The sequence below is a fragment of the Streptomyces sp. NPDC006544 genome, assembly GCF_040611715.1.
In the GTDB taxonomy this organism is placed as follows: Bacteria; Actinomycetota; Actinomycetes; order Streptomycetales; family Streptomycetaceae; genus Streptomyces.
Genome location: NZ_JBEXOV010000050.1, coordinates 1 through 15204 on the forward strand (window position 1 = coordinate 1; position 15204 = coordinate 15204).

At 74.4% G+C, this 15204-nt stretch carries 13 protein-coding genes; 3 read left to right on the forward strand and 10 right to left on the reverse strand.

Annotation, left to right across the window (positions count from 1 at the left end):
• Nucleotides 1–119: 119 nt before the first annotated feature.
• From proC to ABZY44_RS22500, 5 genes are all read right to left on the reverse strand, one after another.
• Nucleotides 120–929, reverse strand: coding sequence for a pyrroline-5-carboxylate reductase (proC, locus tag ABZY44_RS22480; RefSeq protein ID WP_356656513.1), 810 nt, complete (start codon nt 927–929; stop codon nt 120–122).
• Nucleotides 930–1054: 125 nt separating this feature from the next.
• A complete protein-coding gene (locus tag ABZY44_RS22485; protein ID WP_356656515.1) occupies nt 1055–1792 on the reverse strand; it encodes an ABC transporter permease in 738 nt (245 codons plus the stop codon).
• The gene (locus ABZY44_RS22490; RefSeq protein WP_356656517.1) at nt 1789–2613 is read right to left on the reverse strand and encodes an ABC transporter ATP-binding protein; all 825 of its coding nucleotides are present in this window, start codon (nt 2611–2613) and stop codon (nt 1789–1791) included. Before ABZY44_RS22490 ends, ABZY44_RS22485 begins: the two co-directional genes overlap by 4 nt.
• Nucleotides 2614–2670: 57 nt before the next feature.
• Nucleotides 2671–3213 (reverse strand): hypothetical protein, encoded by a 543-nt coding sequence (locus ABZY44_RS22495; RefSeq protein WP_356656519.1) that lies wholly within the window; start codon nt 3211–3213, stop codon nt 2671–2673.
• A gap of 79 nt (nt 3214–3292) precedes the next feature.
• Entirely contained in the window at nt 3293–3595 is a 303-nt protein-coding gene (locus ABZY44_RS22500; RefSeq protein ID WP_356656521.1) for a peptidase, read from the reverse strand.
• A 105-nt stretch (nt 3596–3700) separates the two neighbouring features.
• Between ABZY44_RS22500 and ABZY44_RS22505 the strand changes: the two genes are divergently transcribed.
• Nucleotides 3701–5938, forward strand: coding sequence for a serine/threonine-protein kinase (locus ABZY44_RS22505; protein WP_356656523.1), 2238 nt, complete (start codon nt 3701–3703; stop codon nt 5936–5938).
• Between the two features lie 105 nt (nt 5939–6043).
• Here the strand turns inward: ABZY44_RS22505 and ilvD are convergent, their stop codons facing one another.
• The 4 genes from ilvD to ABZY44_RS22525 form a co-directional block, all read right to left on the reverse strand.
• Nucleotides 6044–7897 carry a dihydroxy-acid dehydratase gene (gene ilvD / locus ABZY44_RS22510; RefSeq protein ID WP_356656525.1) on the reverse strand — a complete coding sequence of 618 codons (1854 nt, stop codon included), beginning with the start codon at nt 7895–7897 and terminating at the stop codon, nt 6044–6046.
• A gap of 254 nt (nt 7898–8151) precedes the next feature.
• Nucleotides 8152–8772 carry a TetR family transcriptional regulator gene (locus ABZY44_RS22515; RefSeq protein ID WP_356656527.1) on the reverse strand — a complete coding sequence of 207 codons (621 nt, stop codon included), beginning with the start codon at nt 8770–8772 and terminating at the stop codon, nt 8152–8154.
• Nucleotides 8769–9629: a sugar phosphate isomerase/epimerase gene (locus tag ABZY44_RS22520; RefSeq protein ID WP_356656529.1), complete on the reverse strand. Its 861-nt coding sequence runs from the start codon at nt 9627–9629 to the stop codon at nt 8769–8771. The genes ABZY44_RS22515 and ABZY44_RS22520 overlap by 4 nt, the downstream gene beginning before the upstream one ends.
• Before the next feature lie 53 nt (nt 9630–9682).
• Nucleotides 9683–10612, reverse strand: a complete 930-nt coding sequence (locus tag ABZY44_RS22525) for a Ppx/GppA phosphatase family protein (protein WP_356656531.1) — start codon at nt 10610–10612, stop codon at nt 9683–9685.
• 201 nt (nt 10613–10813) lie between these two features.
• On the opposite strand from ABZY44_RS22525, the gene ABZY44_RS22530 reads away from it, so the two are divergent.
• Nucleotides 10814–11611: a hypothetical protein gene (locus ABZY44_RS22530; protein ID WP_356656615.1), complete on the forward strand. Its 798-nt coding sequence runs from the start codon at nt 10814–10816 to the stop codon at nt 11609–11611.
• Nucleotides 11612–11632: 21 nt separating this feature from the next.
• Here the strand turns inward: ABZY44_RS22530 and ABZY44_RS22535 are convergent, their stop codons facing one another.
• Entirely contained in the window at nt 11633–13480 is a 1848-nt protein-coding gene (locus tag ABZY44_RS22535; protein ID WP_356656533.1) for a hypothetical protein, read from the reverse strand.
• Between the two features lie 229 nt (nt 13481–13709).
• Between ABZY44_RS22535 and radA the strand changes: the two genes are divergently transcribed.
• Nucleotides 13710–15125, forward strand: coding sequence for a DNA repair protein RadA (radA, locus tag ABZY44_RS22540; RefSeq protein ID WP_356656535.1), 1416 nt, complete (start codon nt 13710–13712; stop codon nt 15123–15125).
• Nucleotides 15126–15204 lie beyond the last annotated feature (79 nt).

Here is a 15204-nt window from a genome sequence, read left to right on the forward strand (position 1 = left end):
TCTTCCACCGGGCTTCGGGGCCCAGGGGGGGCCCCCCCCCTTGGGGGCCGGGGGGGGGGGGCGGTTCGGGGGGCTGCGCGCGCAGCCCCCGTACCGGCGCCCGTGCCGGGATGCGGCCGTCAGCTGTTGCCGGAGGCGAGTTCGCGGCTGCGGTCGCGTGCCGCTTCGAGGGCCGCGATCAGGGCCGCCCGTACGCCGTGCTTCTCCAGCTCCACGATCGCGTTGATGGTGGTGCCGGCCGGGGAGGTGACGGCCTCGCGGAGCTTGACCGGGTGCTCGCCGCTGTCGCGGAGCATGACGGCGGCGCCGATGGCGGCCTGGACGATCAGGTCGTGGGCCTGGGCGCGGGGCAGGCCGAGGAGGATGCCCGCGTCGGTCATGGCCTCGACGAGGAAGTAGAAGTAGGCGGGGCCCGAGCCGGACAGGGCGGTCGCCGCGTCCTGCTGCGACTCGGGGACGCGCAGGGTCTTGCCGACGCTGCCGAAGACCTCCTCGGTGTGCAGGAGGTGTGCGGCGGTGGCGTGGCTGCCGGCCGAGATGACGGACATGGCCTCGTCGACGAGGGCCGGGGTGTTCGTCATGACGCGGACGACGGGGGTGCCGGCGGTGAGCCGCTCCTCGAAGAACGAGGTCGGGACGCCGGCCGCGCCGCTGATGACCAGGCGGTCGGCGGGGACGTGCGGGGCGAGCTCGTCGAGGAGCTTGCCCATGTCCTGCGGCTTCACCGTGAGGATGAGGGTGTCGGCGCGCTTGGCGGCCTCGGCGTTGGAGACGGCCTCGACCCCGTAGCGGGCGACGAGTTCTGCGGCGCGCTCCGGGCGGCGGGCGGTGACGAGGAGCTTCGAGGCGGGCCAGCCGCCGCGGATCATTCCGCTGAGCAGCGCCTCGCCGATCTTGCCGGTACCGAGGACTGCGACTGTCTGGGTCATGCCCGATTCACCTCGCCGAACTGTTGGTGCGTGTACGCGCGCCGCGTGTGCGGTGTCCGCGTGGTCATCCTCGCACCCGTGCGGCGAACGGCGGGGCGGTGTCCACGGTCCGGTCGCGGGGCCGGTCAGGGAGTGCGGCGGCGGAGGGTGGCGGCGCCGAGGGCGAGGACGAGGAGGGCGCAGCCCGCGACGACGACGGCGTCGCGGACGAAGTCGGCGGTCATGTCGGTGTGGGTGAGGACCTGGGTCATGCCGTCGACGGCGTAGGACATGGGAAGGACGTCGGAGATCCCCTCCAGGACGGGCTGCATGGTGGAGCGCGCCGCGAAGAGTCCGCAGAGCAGGAGCTGGGGGAAGATCACGGCCGGCATGAACTGGACGGCCTGGAACTCGGACGCCGCGAAGGCGGAGACGAAGAGGCCCAGCGCCGTGCCGAGGAGCGCGTCGAGCAGGGCGACGAGCAGCAGCAGCCACGGGGAGCCGACGACGTCGAGGCCGAGGACCCACAGGGCCACGCCGGTGGCGAGCAGGGACTGGACGACGGCCACGGCGCCGAAGGCGAGGGCGTAGCCGCCGATGAGGTCGCCCTTGCCGAGCGGCATGGCCAGGAGGCGTTCCAGGGTCCCGGAGGTGCGCTCGCGCAGGGTGGCGATGGAGGTGACCAGGAACATCGTGATCAGCGGGAAGATGCCGAGGAGGCTGGCGCCGATGCTGTCGAAGGTCCGCGGGCTGCCGTCGAACACGTAGCGCAGCAGGATCAGCATCAGGAGGGGGACCAGCAGCATCAGGGCGATGGAGCGCGGGTCGTGGCGCAGCTGGCGCAGGACGCGGGCGGCGGTCGCGGTGGTGCGGGCGAGGGTCATCGGGTGCTCCCCTGGGCGGTGTCGGTGCGGGCGCCGGCGGCGGCGTCGGCGTGCGCGGCGGCGGCGGCTTCGTCGACGAGGCGCAGGAAGCCCTCTTCGACGCTGTCGGCGTTCGTACGGGTGCGCAGGGCGTCGGGGGTGTCCTGTGCGAGGAGGCGGCCTTCTCGCATGAGGAGCAGGTCGTGGCAGCGCTCGGCTTCGTCCATGACGTGGGAGGAGACGAGGAGCGTGGACCCGCGGGTGGCGGCGATGTCGTGGAAGAGGTTCCACAGGTCGCGGCGCAGGACGGGGTCGAGGCCGACGGTCGGCTCGTCGAGGACGAGGAGCTCGGGGCTGCCGAGGAGGGCGACCGCGAGGGAGACCCTGCTGCGCTGGCCGCCGGAGAGGTTCCCGGCGAGGGCGGTGGCGCGGGAGGTGAGGTCGACGTCGGTGATGGCCCGGGTGACGGTCGCGTGGCGGCGGTCCGCGGCGGCCCGGCCGGGGTCGAGGACGGCGGCGAAGTAGTCGAGGTTCTGCCGGACCGTGAGGTCGTCGTAGACGGAGGGCGCCTGGGTGACGTAGCCGAGGCGGGAGCGGAGTTCGGGGTGCCCGGCGGGGCGGCCGAGGACGTCGAGGGTGCCGGTGACGTGGGCCTGGGTCCCGACGACGGCGCGCATGAGGGTGGACTTTCCGCAGCCGGAGGGGCCGAGGAGGCCGGTGATGCGGCCCCGGGGGACGTCGAAGGCGAGGGCGTCGAGGACGGTGCGGGGGCTGCGGCCGGTGCCGCGGCGCACGGTGAGGTCGCGGGCGTGGACGGCGGCGGCCCCTTGGTTATTCATCATGTGATGAATAATGCTCCCGGGTGTGCCCGCGCGCAAGCTTCGGGGCGCGCGGCCGGGCTACTTCTTGCGCTTGGGGCGGCGGGTGGCCGGGTTGCCCGTACGGGAACTGCGGCGGCGGGCGAATTCGGCCGCGGCGCGCTCGTACTCGGCGCGGCGCAGCCTCTCGCCGGGAGCCTCGACGAAGCAGCGCATGAAGTACGCGATGAGGCTGCCGATGAAACCGATCGCCTTGAGGCCCTTGAGGGCGGCCTCGTCGGAGGAGGGGGCCGCGCGGCGGCTGAAGGAGTCCCAGGTCTTGGCGAAGGCGATGGAACTGGCGATCGCGAAGAGGACGACGACCGAGATGCTGAGGAACGCGCCGACGTTCCCGATCTCCAGGCCCTCGTAGGAGAAGCGGAGCAGGTAGGCGCCGGCGACGGCGGCGAGCAGGGCGGCGAGGGCCATGCCGGCGCGGCGCAGGGCGTAGCCGCCGTCGTGGTGCACCCAGGTGGTTCCGAAGAACCGGATCGGCTCGGGCTGCGGGCCGGTGGGTGCGGGCGCCTGGGCCGGGGCCTCGGCGGCCGGCTCGGCGGGGGTCTGGTCTCGCTGGTCGTCGCTCACACCAGCGATTATCCCCCGCCGGCCGGAACGGGCCCGGGGTGTCTCACGGGTCAGAACGCCCGGATCGTCCGGATGGGCGTCAGGCGCAGTGGGTGGCGACGTAGCCGTCGCTGCCCGTCTTCACGTACGCGTCGGCGACGAACTCGCCGTTGCCGACGCAATCCCAGATGTCCGACGTGCCGTACGGCCCGGAGACGTTCGTCCCCTCGCACTGGCAGCGGATCGAGACGTAGGCGCCGAGCGGCAGGACCCGGGTGACCGAGTAATTGGTGCCGGGTCCGCTGCGGACGTTCACGCGGTAGCCGGGCGCGACCGGAAACTGCGGGAATCCCGACCCCGACGCGAGGCTCTGGACTTGGCTGGAATCACTCTCAACGGACATGCGAAATCTCCCCCTTGGTCGTTGCACTGCGCAACTCGCGCAGGGTAGCAGGACCTTGGAGTTTCGCCAGGGCCATCGACTAGGCTCCGGCGGGGGTGGTGACCGGTGCATTCGCTGCGCGCGGACTACGCGGGGTTTCCGGAGTATGCCGGGCAGTACCGGCTCGAATCCGTGCTCGGTTCCGGCGGCATGGGTGTCGTCCACCTGGCCACCTCCGGGTCGGGGCTGAAACTCGCCGTCAAGATCGTCCACGCCGAGCACGCGGTGGATCCCGAGTTCCGGGCCCGCTTCCGCCAGGAGGTCACGGCCGCCCGGCGGGTGAGCGGAGCGTTCACCGCGCCCGTCGTGGACGCGGACCCCGATGCCGAGCGGCCCTGGATGGCCACGCTGTTCATCGACGCCCCCACGCTCGCCGAGCGGGTACGGGAGCGCGTGCTCGAGTCCCGGGAGCTGGCCCGGCTCGCCGCCGGACTCGCGGAGGCCCTGCGGGACATCCACCGGGCCGGGGTCGTGCACCGGGACCTGAAGCCCAGCAACGTGCTGATGGCCCCGGACGGGGTACGGGTCATCGACTTCGGGATCTCGCGGCCCGCCGACAGCGACCTGCGGACCGAGACCGGGAAGCTGATCGGGACGCCGCCCTTCATGGCCCCGGAACAGTTCCAGCGGCCCCGGGAGGTGGGGACCGCGGCCGACGTGTTCGCCCTCGGGGCGGTGCTGGTGCACGCGGCGACCGGGCGGGGGCCCTTCGACTCCGACAGCCACTACCTCGTGGCGTACCAGGTGGTGCACAGCGAGCCGGACCTGACCGGGGTGCCGCGGCGGCTGGTCCCGCTCGTCGCGCGGTGCCTGGCCAAGGACCCGGCCGAGCGGCCGAGCGCGGACGAGCTGATCGGGCAGCTGCGGGCGGTGGCGTACCCGACGGACGAGGACACCCAGGCCTTCATTCCGCGGCCGCGGGAGCCGGTGGCCGACGAGCAGACCACGCACCGGCGGGACCGGATCGCCCTTCCGGGACCGGGACGCGGCCGGGGACGGCTGCGGGGGACCTCGCCGGCGGTGGGTGCGGAGGCCGGAACGGACGCGGAGGCGGCGGCGGGCGCGCGCACGGGCACGGGCACGGGCACGTCGACCGTGCGCGGGCGGCGAAGGATGCCGGCCGTCGCGGCGGGGCTCGCACTGCTGCTGGCCGGCGGCTCCCTGGGCGGCTACCTGTGGATGTCGCCCGACGCGCCGTCCGGTAGCGGGGACACCGCTTCCGAGCAGCTCGCCGCTCCGCGGGCTCCCGCCGGGCAGCCGTCCCCGCCGTGGTCGGTGCGGCTGGGCGAGCGCGGCGCGGCCTGCTCCTGGCAGGCCCCGGCCCTGTACTGCTCGGGGCCTGAGTCGGCCGCGGTACGGCTCGACCCCGCCGACGGGTCGACGGCGTGGTCCGTACGGGCGACCGCGCCGGACTCCCGGCCCGCCTCCGACAGCGCGCCCCTGCCCGGGGACGGGGTGGTGCTCGCGGTGGCCCCGGGCAGCGAACTGCTCCGGGCGCTGGATCCGGCGACGGGCGCGGAGCGGTGGAACCGGGCCCTGCCGAGCGGCGCGCACGCCCTGCCCGCGGGCGGCCGCGTACTGATCGCCGCGGTGGACGGCACGGTCGTCGCGCTGGATTCCGCGACGGGGGCCCAGCGCTGGTCGAAGCGGATCGGCGGGGTCGGTTCCGTGTGGTGGAGCGGCGCCCAGGAGGCGGGCGGGCCCCCCTCGCTGTACGTGGCCACGCCCGACAAGGACGGCCGGAGCACGCAGCTCTCGGCGGTGGACCCGCAGAACGGGGCGCCGCGCTGGCAGCTCCGGTCGCCGGGACTGCTGCACCCGGTGGGTGCGGCGGGCGGCGGGATGTACCTGCTGGACAACGACGTACAGGCCAGGACCGGGGCGGTCGTGCGGGTCGACCTCGCCACCCGGGCCGTCCGGAGGGTCCAGCTCGGCTCGCCGCTGTACGAGACGCAGGCGGCCGTGGGGCCGGACGGGGTCGTGTACGTGTTCGGGGCCACCGGCGCGCTCGTGGCGGTGGACGCCACGCGGGAGGCGTGGCGTCTGGAGACGGGCGTGGCCCTGGCCTCCCGGCCCGTGTTCGCCGACGGTCGGGTCTACCTGAGCGCGTCGGACGGGCGGCTGATCGCCGTCGACGCGGGCGCCGGGCGCCTGCTGGGACAGACGAAGCCTCGGATCGGGGCCGGGAAGGACACCTTCGCCGCGACGCTGCCCGCACCCTCGGTCGGGGGCGGGCGGGTGTACGCCTCCGCGCCCGACGGGACGGTCTTCGCGGTGGCGGCCGGGGATCCCGCCGGGTGGTGACACGGGGCCGGCCCCGCCCGACGGGGTCGGGCGGGGCCGGCAGGGTCCGGGTCCCCGGGCCCGGGACCGTGACGCGGCCCGGGCGGCGGGAGGAACCGGGGTGGGTCAGCGCTCCAGCAGGGAGACGTCGCGGACCGCGCCCTTGTCGGCGCTCGTCGCCATCGCCGCGTAGGCGCGCAGGGCCGCCGAGACCTTGCGCTCGCGGTTCTTCGGGGCGTAGACGCCGCCCAGGGCCTCGCGGCGGGCCGCGAGTTCCTCGTCGGAGACCAGCAGTTCGATCGAGCGGCTGGGGATGTCGATCCGGATCCGGTCGCCGTCCTCGACCAGCGCGATCGTGCCGCCCGAGGCCGCCTCCGGGGAGGCGTGGCCGATGGAGAGGCCGGACGTGCCGCCGGAGAAGCGGCCGTCGGTGACGAGGGCGCAGACCTTGCCGAGGCCGCGGCCCTTGAGGAAGGACGTCGGGTAGAGCATCTCCTGCATGCCGGGACCGCCGCGCGGGCCCTCGTAGCGGATGACGACGACGTCGCCCGCCTTGATCTCCTTGCGGAGGATCTTGTCGACGGCCTCGTCCTGCGATTCGCAGACGACGGCCGGGCCCTCGAAGGTCCAGATCGACTCGTCGACGCCGGCGGTCTTCACGACGCAGCCGTCGACCGCGATGTTGCCGCGCAGGACGGCGAGGCCGCCGTCCTTGGAGTACGCGTGCTGGACGGAGCGGATGCAGCCGCCCTCGGCGTCGAGGTCGAGGGAGCTCCAGCGCTCGGACTGGGAGAAGGCGGAGGCGGAGCGCTGGCAGCCGGGGGCCGCGTGCCACAGCTCCATGGCCTCCTCCGAGGCCGTGCCGGAGCGGGCGTCCCACTTGGCGAGCCAGTCCTCCAGGCCGTCGGAGTGGACGCTGGTGACGTTCTTGTTGAGGAGCCCGCCGCGGTGCAGCTCGCCGAGGATGGCGGGGATGCCGCCGGCCCGGTGGATGTCCTCCATGTAGTACGTACCTCCGGGCGCGACGTTCGGCGCGACCTTCGACAGGCACGGGACCCGGCGGGAGACCTCGTCGATGTCCGTGAGGTCGTAGTCGAGTCCGGCCTCCTGCGCGGCGGCGAGGAGGTGGAGGATCGTGTTCGTGGAGCCGCCCATGGCGATGTCGAGCGCCATGGCGTTCTCGAAGGCCTCGCGGGTCGCGATCGAGCGCGGGAGGACGGAGTGGTCGTCCTGCTCGTAGTGGCGCCTGGTGATCTCGACGATCGTGCGGCCGGCGTCCTCGTACAGGGCGCGGCGGGCGGTGTGCGTCGCGAGGACCGAGCCGTTGCCGGGGAGGGCGAGGCCGATGGCCTCGGCGAGGCAGTTCATCGAGTTGGCGGTGAACATGCCCGAACACGAACCGCAGGTGGGACAGGCGTTCTCCTCGATGCGGAGCACGTCCTCGTCGGACACGTTCTCGTTGGAGGCGTCGACCATGGCGTCGATCAGGTCGAGCTTGCGGACGGTGCCGTCGACGAGGGTGGCCTGGCCGGCCTCCATCGGGCCGCCGGAGACGAAGACGACCGGGATGTTGAGGCGCATGGCGGCCATCAGCATGCCGGGGGTGATCTTGTCGCAGTTGGAGATGCAGATCAGGGCGTCGGCGCAGTGGGCCTCGACCATGTACTCGACCGAGTCCGCGATCAGGTCGCGGGAGGGCAGGGAGTACAGCATGCCGCCGTGGCCCATGGCGATGCCGTCGTCGACCGCGATCGTGTTGAACTCGCGGGGGACGGCGCCGGCGGCGAGGATGGCTTCGGAGACGATGCGGCCGACCGGGGCCAGGTGGGTGTGGCCGGGGACGAACTCCGTGAAGGAGTTGGCGACCGCGATGATCGGCTTCCCGATGTCCGCACTCGCTACGCCCGAGGCGCGCATCAGCGCACGTGCGCCTGCCATGTTGCGGCCGTGGGTGACGGTGCGGGACCTCAGCTCGGGCATCGGGTTCACTCCCCATGAGTGCGGCGGCGCCACGAGGCCCGCCGCGCTGTGGATATGGCTCGGTTACGAGGCTACGCCCCTCGCCCGCGATGCGGACGCCCCGTCCGGATGGCGGGACGGGGTGATCAGCCCTCGGTCACGGCCGCGGTCATCGCCGGTCATCCCCGGTCGAGCCCGGTCCTGTGCGGTTCCGCTCCGGTCGCCCCCGGCCGTCCCCGGACCGCCCTTCGGGCCGTTCCCCCGTACCCGCCGGGTCACTCCTCGGTCAGGTAGCGCTGGAGGGTGGGGGCCACCAGGGCGATGATCTTCTCCGGATCGGCGGACGCCAGGGGCTCGACCTGGACCACGTACCGCAGGACCGCGATGCCGATCATGTGCGAGGCGGCGAGCTCCGCGCGGAAGGTGGGGTCGGGGACGTTCAGGTCGGCGGCGACCCGTTCCAGGACGCGGCGCAGGATCAGCCGGCGCAGGACGGCGGCCGCGGCCTCGTGGGTGAGGGCGGAGCGGATGACGGCGAGGAGCGGGGCGCGGCTGGCCGGGTTCTCCCAGATGCCCAGGAAGTAGCGGGCGAGGCGTTCGCCGATGCCGTCCGGGCCGGAGCCGATGATCTGCGGGACGACGAGGGCGGGCTCCATGGAGAGCTCGATCGCGGCGGCGAAGAGGTCGTCCTTGCTGCCGAAGTAGTGGTGCACCAGGGCCGGGTCCACGCCGGCGGCCTTGGCGATCCCGCGCACGGAGGTCTTGTCGTAGCCGCGCGCCGCGAACTCGGAGCGGGCGGCGAGCCGGATCCGCTCCTGGGTGCCGGGGCCGTCGTCGGCCTCGTCCTGGCGGGGGCGGCCGGGCCCGCGGCGGGGGCGCTCGGCGGGGGCCGTCACGGGCGGGCCGCGGGCGAGGCGGGGGGCGTGGGCCGGGTGGGTGCGGTGTCCGTGGGCGAGGCGGCGAGGTGGAGGCGGGTGAAGGCCAGGGCCTCGGCGAGGTCGGCCTCGCGCTCCGCGGAGGACATCGCGCGGCGGGTGTTGACCTCTATGACGACGTGACCGTCGAAGGAGGTCGCGGCGAGGCGCTCCAGCAGCTCGGCGCAGGGCTGGCTGCCGCGGCCGGGGACGAGGTGCTCGTCCTTGGCGGACCCGTTTCCGTCGGCGAGGTGGACGTGCGCGAGCCGGTCGCCCATCCGGTCGATCATCGCCATCGCGTCGGTCCGGGCGGTCGCGGTGTGGGAGAGGTCGACCGTGAAGTGGCGGTAGTCGTCCTTGGTGACGTCCCACTCGGGCGCGTACGCGAGCATCTCGCGGTCGCGGTAGCGCCAGGGGTACATGTTCTCGACGGCGAAGCGGACGTCGGTCTCCTGCGCCATCCGCCAGATGCCGGAGACGAAGTCCCGGGAGTACTGGCGCTGCCAGCGGAAGGGCGGGTGGACGACGACCGTGCTCGCGCCGAGCCGGGTCGCCGCGGCCTGGGCGCGCTGGAGCTTGGTCCACGGGTCGGTGGACCAGACGCGCTGCGTGATCAGGAGGCAGGGGGCGTGGACGGCCAGGATCGGGACCCTGTGGTGGTCGGAGAGCCGGCGCAACGCGTCGACGTCCTGGCTCACCGGGTCCGTCCAGACCATGACCTCGACGCCGTCGTAGCCGAGGCGCCCGGCGATCTCGAAAGCGGTCGCCGTCGACTCCGGATAGACGGAGGCGGTGGAGAGGGCGACCTTCGCGGTCGGGATCCGGACTGGTTGTGCCACGGGGACAGGTTACGGGGCGGACAACCTCCGGGGCGTCCCTCCCCCGGAGCCGGTCACGTCGGGAGGTGGTCGAGCCGGCGGAGGATGACGCCCTCGCGCAGGGCCCACGGGCAGATTTCCAGGGACTCGACGCCGAGGAGGTCCATCGCGCCCTCCGCGACGAGCGCCCCCGCGAGGATCTGGTTCGAGCGGCCGTCGGAGACGCCGGGGAGCGCGGCCCGCTGGGCCGTGGTCATCGCCGCCAGCCGCGGGACCCACTCCTCCAGGGACTTGCGGGTCAGGTCCCGCTGGACGTACAGGCCGTCGGCGGAGCGGGCCGCGCCCGCGATCCGGGCCAGCTGCTTGAAGGTCTTGGAGGTGGCGACCACCCGGTCCGGGGTCCCGAAGCGGTTGAACTCGCCGACCTTCCGGGCGATCTGCGCCCGCACGTGGCGCCGCAGGGTGCGGATGTCCGCCGGGTCCGGCGGGTCGCCCGGCAGCCAGCCCGCCGTGAGGCGGCCCGCGCCGAGGGGGAGGGAGACCGCCACGTCGGGGTCCTCGTCTATGCCGCAGGCGATCTCCAGCGAGCCACCGCCGATGTCCAGGACCAGCAGCTTCCCCGCGGACCAGCCGAACCAGCGCCGTGCCGCCAGGAAGGTCAGGCGCGCCTCGTCCTCACCGCTGAGGACGGTGAGGTCGATGCCCGTCTCGGCCTTGACCCGCCAGAGGACCTCGTCCGCGTTCCTGGCCTCCCGTACCGCGCTGGTCGCGAAGGGGAGCACGTCCTCGCAGCCCTTGTCCTCGGCGGCCTGCGCCGCGGCGGCGATGACGGAGACCAGCCGCTCGACTCCCTCCGGCGTCACCGCGCCGTCCTCGTCGAGCAGCTCCGCCAGCCGCAGTTCCGCCTTGTGGGAGTGCGCCGGGAGCGGCCGCGCGCCGGGGTGTGCGTCGACCACCAGCAGATGGACCGTGTTCGAACCCACATCAAGGACACCGAGTCTCATGGGGGGAAACGCTACTGGGCCGAAGGTGTGAGGGTGGAGTAAGGGGCGCTTAGGCTGGGGTTTGTGCCCCATACGAAGAAGGCCAACAAGTCCACGTCCCGGTCGGGCAGCCTCCCGGACAGCCCGGCGGGCAGCCCGGCGGGCAGCCCGCCGGAGTCGAAGCCCCGGAAGCAGCCGAAGGCCGCGAAGCCCGCGAAGCCCGTGAAGTCCGTGAAGCCCCCGAAGCTGTCGAAGGCCGCCCGGGCCGCCGACGAGAAGGGGCTCGACTTCCCCCGGGCGTGGGTGGAGTTTCCCGATCCCGCCGACGACGAGCAGGTCTTCCGCTGCGACCTGACCTGGCTGACGTCGCGCTGGACCTGCATCTTCGGCAGCGGGTGCCAGGGCATCCAGGCCGGCCGGGCGGACGACGGCTGCTGCACGCTCGGCGCCCACTTCTCCGACGAGGACGACGAGCAGCGGGTGGCCGGACACGTGGCGCGGCTGACGCCGGAGCTGTGGCAGTTCCACGACGTCGGCAGCGAGACCGGGTGGACGCAGCACGACGACGACGGGGAGAAGCAGACCCGGCGCTGGGACGGCGCCTGCATCTTCCTGAACCGTCCCGGCTTCCCGGCCGGGGCCGGCTGCTCGCTGCACATCCTGGCCGTGCGGGAGGGCAAGGAGCCGTTGGAGACGAAGCCGGACGTGTGCTGGCAGCTGCCGATCCGGCGGACCTACGACTGGATCGACCGGCCCGACGACACGCGCGTGCTGCAGGTGTCGATCGGCGAGTACGACCGGCGCGGCTGGGGTCCGGGCGGCCACGACCTGCACTGGTGGTGCACCTCGGCCACGTCCGCCCACGGCGCCGGTTCCCCGGTCTACGTGTCGTACCGCGCCGAGCTGACGGAGCTGATGGGCAAGGAGGGGTACGAGGCGCTCGTGCGGCTGTGCGAGGCGCGGCTGTCCTCCCTGCTGCCGATGGCGCCGCACCCGGCCGATCCGGACCGTCCCGCCTAGTCCCCGGGCCGGGGTTCGGGGTCAGGCCGGGGAGCCCGCTCCCGTCGACGGGTCCGGGCTCTGCTCGGGCGACTGCGCCGGAGACGGTGTCGGGGTGGGCGTGGGGGTCGGGCTCGGCGTCGGGGTGGGGGTCGGCGTCGGCGTGGGGGGCGGTGACGCCGGCGGGGTCGGCGTCGGCGGGTCGGTCGGGGTCGGCGTGGGAGTGGGCGTGGCCGCGGGGCGGCCGCGGCCCTGGATGGAGATCACCGCGCCGCCCGGGTCCACGCCGACCCGGGCCGACCAGGCCCCGACGGGCTGGCTCCGCGGGTCCACGTCGATCCGCAGGGTGACCGATTCTCCTGGGGCGAGCCGCCCCGCGGTCCGGCTGGCCCGCAGCCACGGGCCGTCGGACCACAGCCGCCAGTAGACCGGCGCTCCGCCCCAGGCCGTGAGGGTCAGCACGGTGGTCGAGCCGTGCGAGGAGGCGGCCGCGGTCAGCCGGCCGGGAGCGCCGGGGGTGGCGGACGGCGGTGCGCCGCTGCTGATGACCTCGACGGAGACGTCCGGGGCGGCGGCGCCGGTGGCGAAGTCGGGGCCGTCGGTGACGGGGGCGGTGTTGCCCGCGTTCTCGTAGGCCGTCAGCGGGCGGCCGTCGGTGCGCGGCGGCGGGAGCTCCGCCTCGCTCGCCGAGATGCGGGTGGCTCCCCCGCCGACGGACTCCCCGGTGCTCGGGGCCCCCCGGTACGCCGCCCACAGGGCCAGCACCGGAGCCGCCACGACGGTGGCGACCACGGTGGTGGTCACGGCGCGGGCCCGCAGCCGGTCGCGGCGCGCCACCCGGTCCTTGGGATCCATGGGGAAGCCGGTGCGGTTGAAGCGCGGGCCCGATCCGGGGACCCGGCGGCCGCTGCCGGAGCGGAGCATCGCGACGCGGACGGCGGTGCGCGGGGCGGGGACCAGCGGGAGGGTGGCGGCGGTGTCGATGCCTCCCGAGCCGGGCCAGGGTCCCCCGGCGCCGACGCGCTCGGCGACGCGGCGGCAGCGCGGGCAGTCGTCGACGTGGCGGACGAGCTCGGCGCGCAGGGAGGAGGACAGCAGCAGGTTCCCGTCCCCGCCGCCTTCGCCGTCGTCGCCGGTGAGCCGGGAGACGGTCGGGCAGCTGCCGGTCTCCACGACGGCGAGGGCGGCGCGGGTGCGCTCGACCTCACAGGCGGCGCCGGAGAGCAGCTCGCGGGCGGCGGCCGGGGGCGTGCCGAGGACGGCGGCGAGTTCGGGGACGCCGAGGCGGTGGCGGACGGCGAGTTCGAGGGCCTCGCGCTGCTCGGGCGTGGTGCCGGCGGCCTCCGGCCAGGCGAGGCGGGCGAGCTCGGTGCGGCGGTAGGCCGATACGTCGAGTCCGCCGGCGGGGGCTCCGGCCGGCCACGCGGCGTTCGACGCGGCGTTCACATCGGCGGCCGCGGTCCCGGTGGCGTGCACCGGAGCCGGACCGGGCACCCGGTCGCGGCCGCCCCGCTCCGGTGCGCGCCGGGCGGAATGCGCGCCCGCGTAGCCGTGGCCGTAGCCGTGCCCGCGCCGCGTACGGCGCCGCTCGGCCAGGCGGCGCAGGCAGGCCCAGCGCGCGAGGGCGTACAGCCAGGCCCGGCGGTCCCCCTCGTCGGGGCAGCGGCCCGGATGCCGCTCGGCGACGGCGAGGACGTCGCCGAGCACGTCAGTGGCGGTGTCGTGGTCGCACAGGACGGAAAGGCAGTACGTGAACAGGCCGTCCAGGTAGGGCTCGTGGCGAAACGGGGGCTGCTGCTGTTCCGCCCCGGTCCCTTCGGTGAGCGTGCGCCCGTGCGCCCGGGGTGCGCCGGTGTGCGAAGCGGGGTCTCCCTGGTTGCTGCTGTTCACTCGGCGACCGTAGGCGGCACCCCGGTGATGCTCCGGAAGCCTTACCCGGTTTTAGCCCTTACGGGTGAACAGATCGGGCTTGTGCTGACACCGGCCCTGACGCCGTCCGCCCCCGCCGCCCCGGAACGGACCCGGCAGGACCCGGCACGGACCCGGCACGCCCCCGGAGGCACCGCCCCGGCCCCCACCGGCCGGGGCGCTGTCGGTGGCGGCGGCTACGGTGGGCCGCATGGCTGCCCGTACATCTCGTTCATCCGCCAAGGACCGGCCGTCCTACCGCTGTACCGAGTGCGGGTACGCCACCGCCAAGTGGCTCGGCCGCTGCCCCGAGTGCCAGGCCTGGGGCACCGTCGAGGAGGTCGGCGGCGCGCCCGCCGTGCGGACCACCGCGGCCGGCCGCGTCACCACGGCCGCCGTGCCGATCGCGCAGGTCGACGTCCGGACGGCGACCGCGCGCAGTACCGGCGTGGGCGAGCTGGACCGGGTGCTGGGCGGCGGACTCGTCCCCGGGGCGGTCGTGCTGCTCGCGGGCGAGCCGGGCGTCGGCAAGTCGACGCTGCTGCTCGACGTCGCGGCTAAGGCGGCCAGCGACGAGCACCGCACGCTGTACGTCACGGGCGAGGAGTCGGCGAGCCAGGTGCGGCTGCGGGCCGACCGGATCAACGCGCTCAGCGACCACCTGTACCTCGCGGCCGAGACCGATCTGTCCGCCGTGCTCGGGCACCTCGACGCGGTCAAGCCCTCCCTGCTGATCATGGACTCCGTACAGACCGTCGCCTCCCCCGAGATCGACGGCGCGCCCGGCGGCATGGCGCAGGTCCGTGAGGTGGCCGGGGCGCTGATCCGGGCCTCGAAGGAACGCGGGATGGCGACGCTGCTCGTCGGCCACGTCACCAAGGACGGGGCGATCGCCGGCCCGAGGCTGCTGGAGCACCTGGTGGACGTCGTCCTGAGCTTCGAGGGCGACCGGCACGCGCGCCTGCGCCTGGTGCGCGGCGTGAAGAACCGGTACGGGACCACGGACGAGGTCGGCTGCTTCGAGCTCACCGACGAGGGGATCAACGGCCTGGCCGATCCGAGCGGGCTGTTCCTGACCCGACGCGCCGAGGCGGTCCCCGGCACCTGTCTGACGGTGACGCTGGAGGGCAAGCGTCCGCTGGTCGCCGAGGTGCAGGCGCTGACGGTGGACTCGCAGATCCCCTCGCCGCGCCGGACCACGTCCGGGCTGGAGACCTCGCGCGTCTCGATGATGCTGGCGGTGCTCGAACAGCGCGGCCGGATCACGGCGCTCGGCAAGCGGGACATCTACTCCGCCACCGTGGGCGGCGTGAAGCTCACCGAGCCGGCCGCGGACCTGGCGATCGCGCTCGCGCTGGCCTCGGCCGCGAGCGACGTGCCGCTCCCGAAGAACCTGGTCGCGATCGGCGAGGTCGGTCTCGCGGGCGAGGTGCGGCGGGTGACGGGCGTCCAGCGGCGGCTCGCGGAGGCCTACCGGCTGGGCTTCACGCACGCGCTGGTGCCGGTGGACCCGGGGAAGGTGCCGGCCGGGATGAAGGTGACGGAGGTCGCCGACATGGGGGACGCGCTGCGGGTCCTGCCGCGCGGGCGCCCGCGCCCTCCGGCGAAGGAGCGGGACGCCGGGTAGTCCCCGGAGCCGGGCGGAGGCGAGTGGCCCAGCGGGACGGGACCAGCGGGACGAACCGCAGGTCAGAGGGGCCGTACGG

Bases quoted from the DNA above. Each gene is read 5' to 3' on its own strand.
- ABZY44_RS22485 (WP_356656515.1), bottom strand. From the start codon at position 1,792: ATGACCCTCGCCCGCACCACCGCGACCGCCGCCCGCGTCCTGCGCCAG.
- proC (WP_356656513.1), bottom strand. From the start codon at position 929: ATGACCCAGACAGTCGCAGTCCTCGGTACCGGCAAGATCGGCGAGGCG.
- radA (WP_356656535.1), top strand. From the start codon at position 13,710: ATGGCTGCCCGTACATCTCGTTCATCCGCCAAGGACCGGCCGTCCTAC.
- ABZY44_RS22490 (WP_356656517.1), bottom strand. From the start codon at position 2,613: ATGATGAATAACCAAGGGGCCGCCGCCGTCCACGCCCGCGACCTCACC.
- ABZY44_RS22500 (WP_356656521.1), bottom strand. From the start codon at position 3,595: ATGTCCGTTGAGAGTGATTCCAGCCAAGTCCAGAGCCTCGCGTCGGGG.
- ilvD (WP_356656525.1), bottom strand. From the start codon at position 7,897: ATGCCCGAGCTGAGGTCCCGCACCGTCACCCACGGCCGCAACATGGCA.
- ABZY44_RS22525 (WP_356656531.1), bottom strand. From the start codon at position 10,612: ATGAGACTCGGTGTCCTTGATGTGGGTTCGAACACGGTCCATCTGCTG.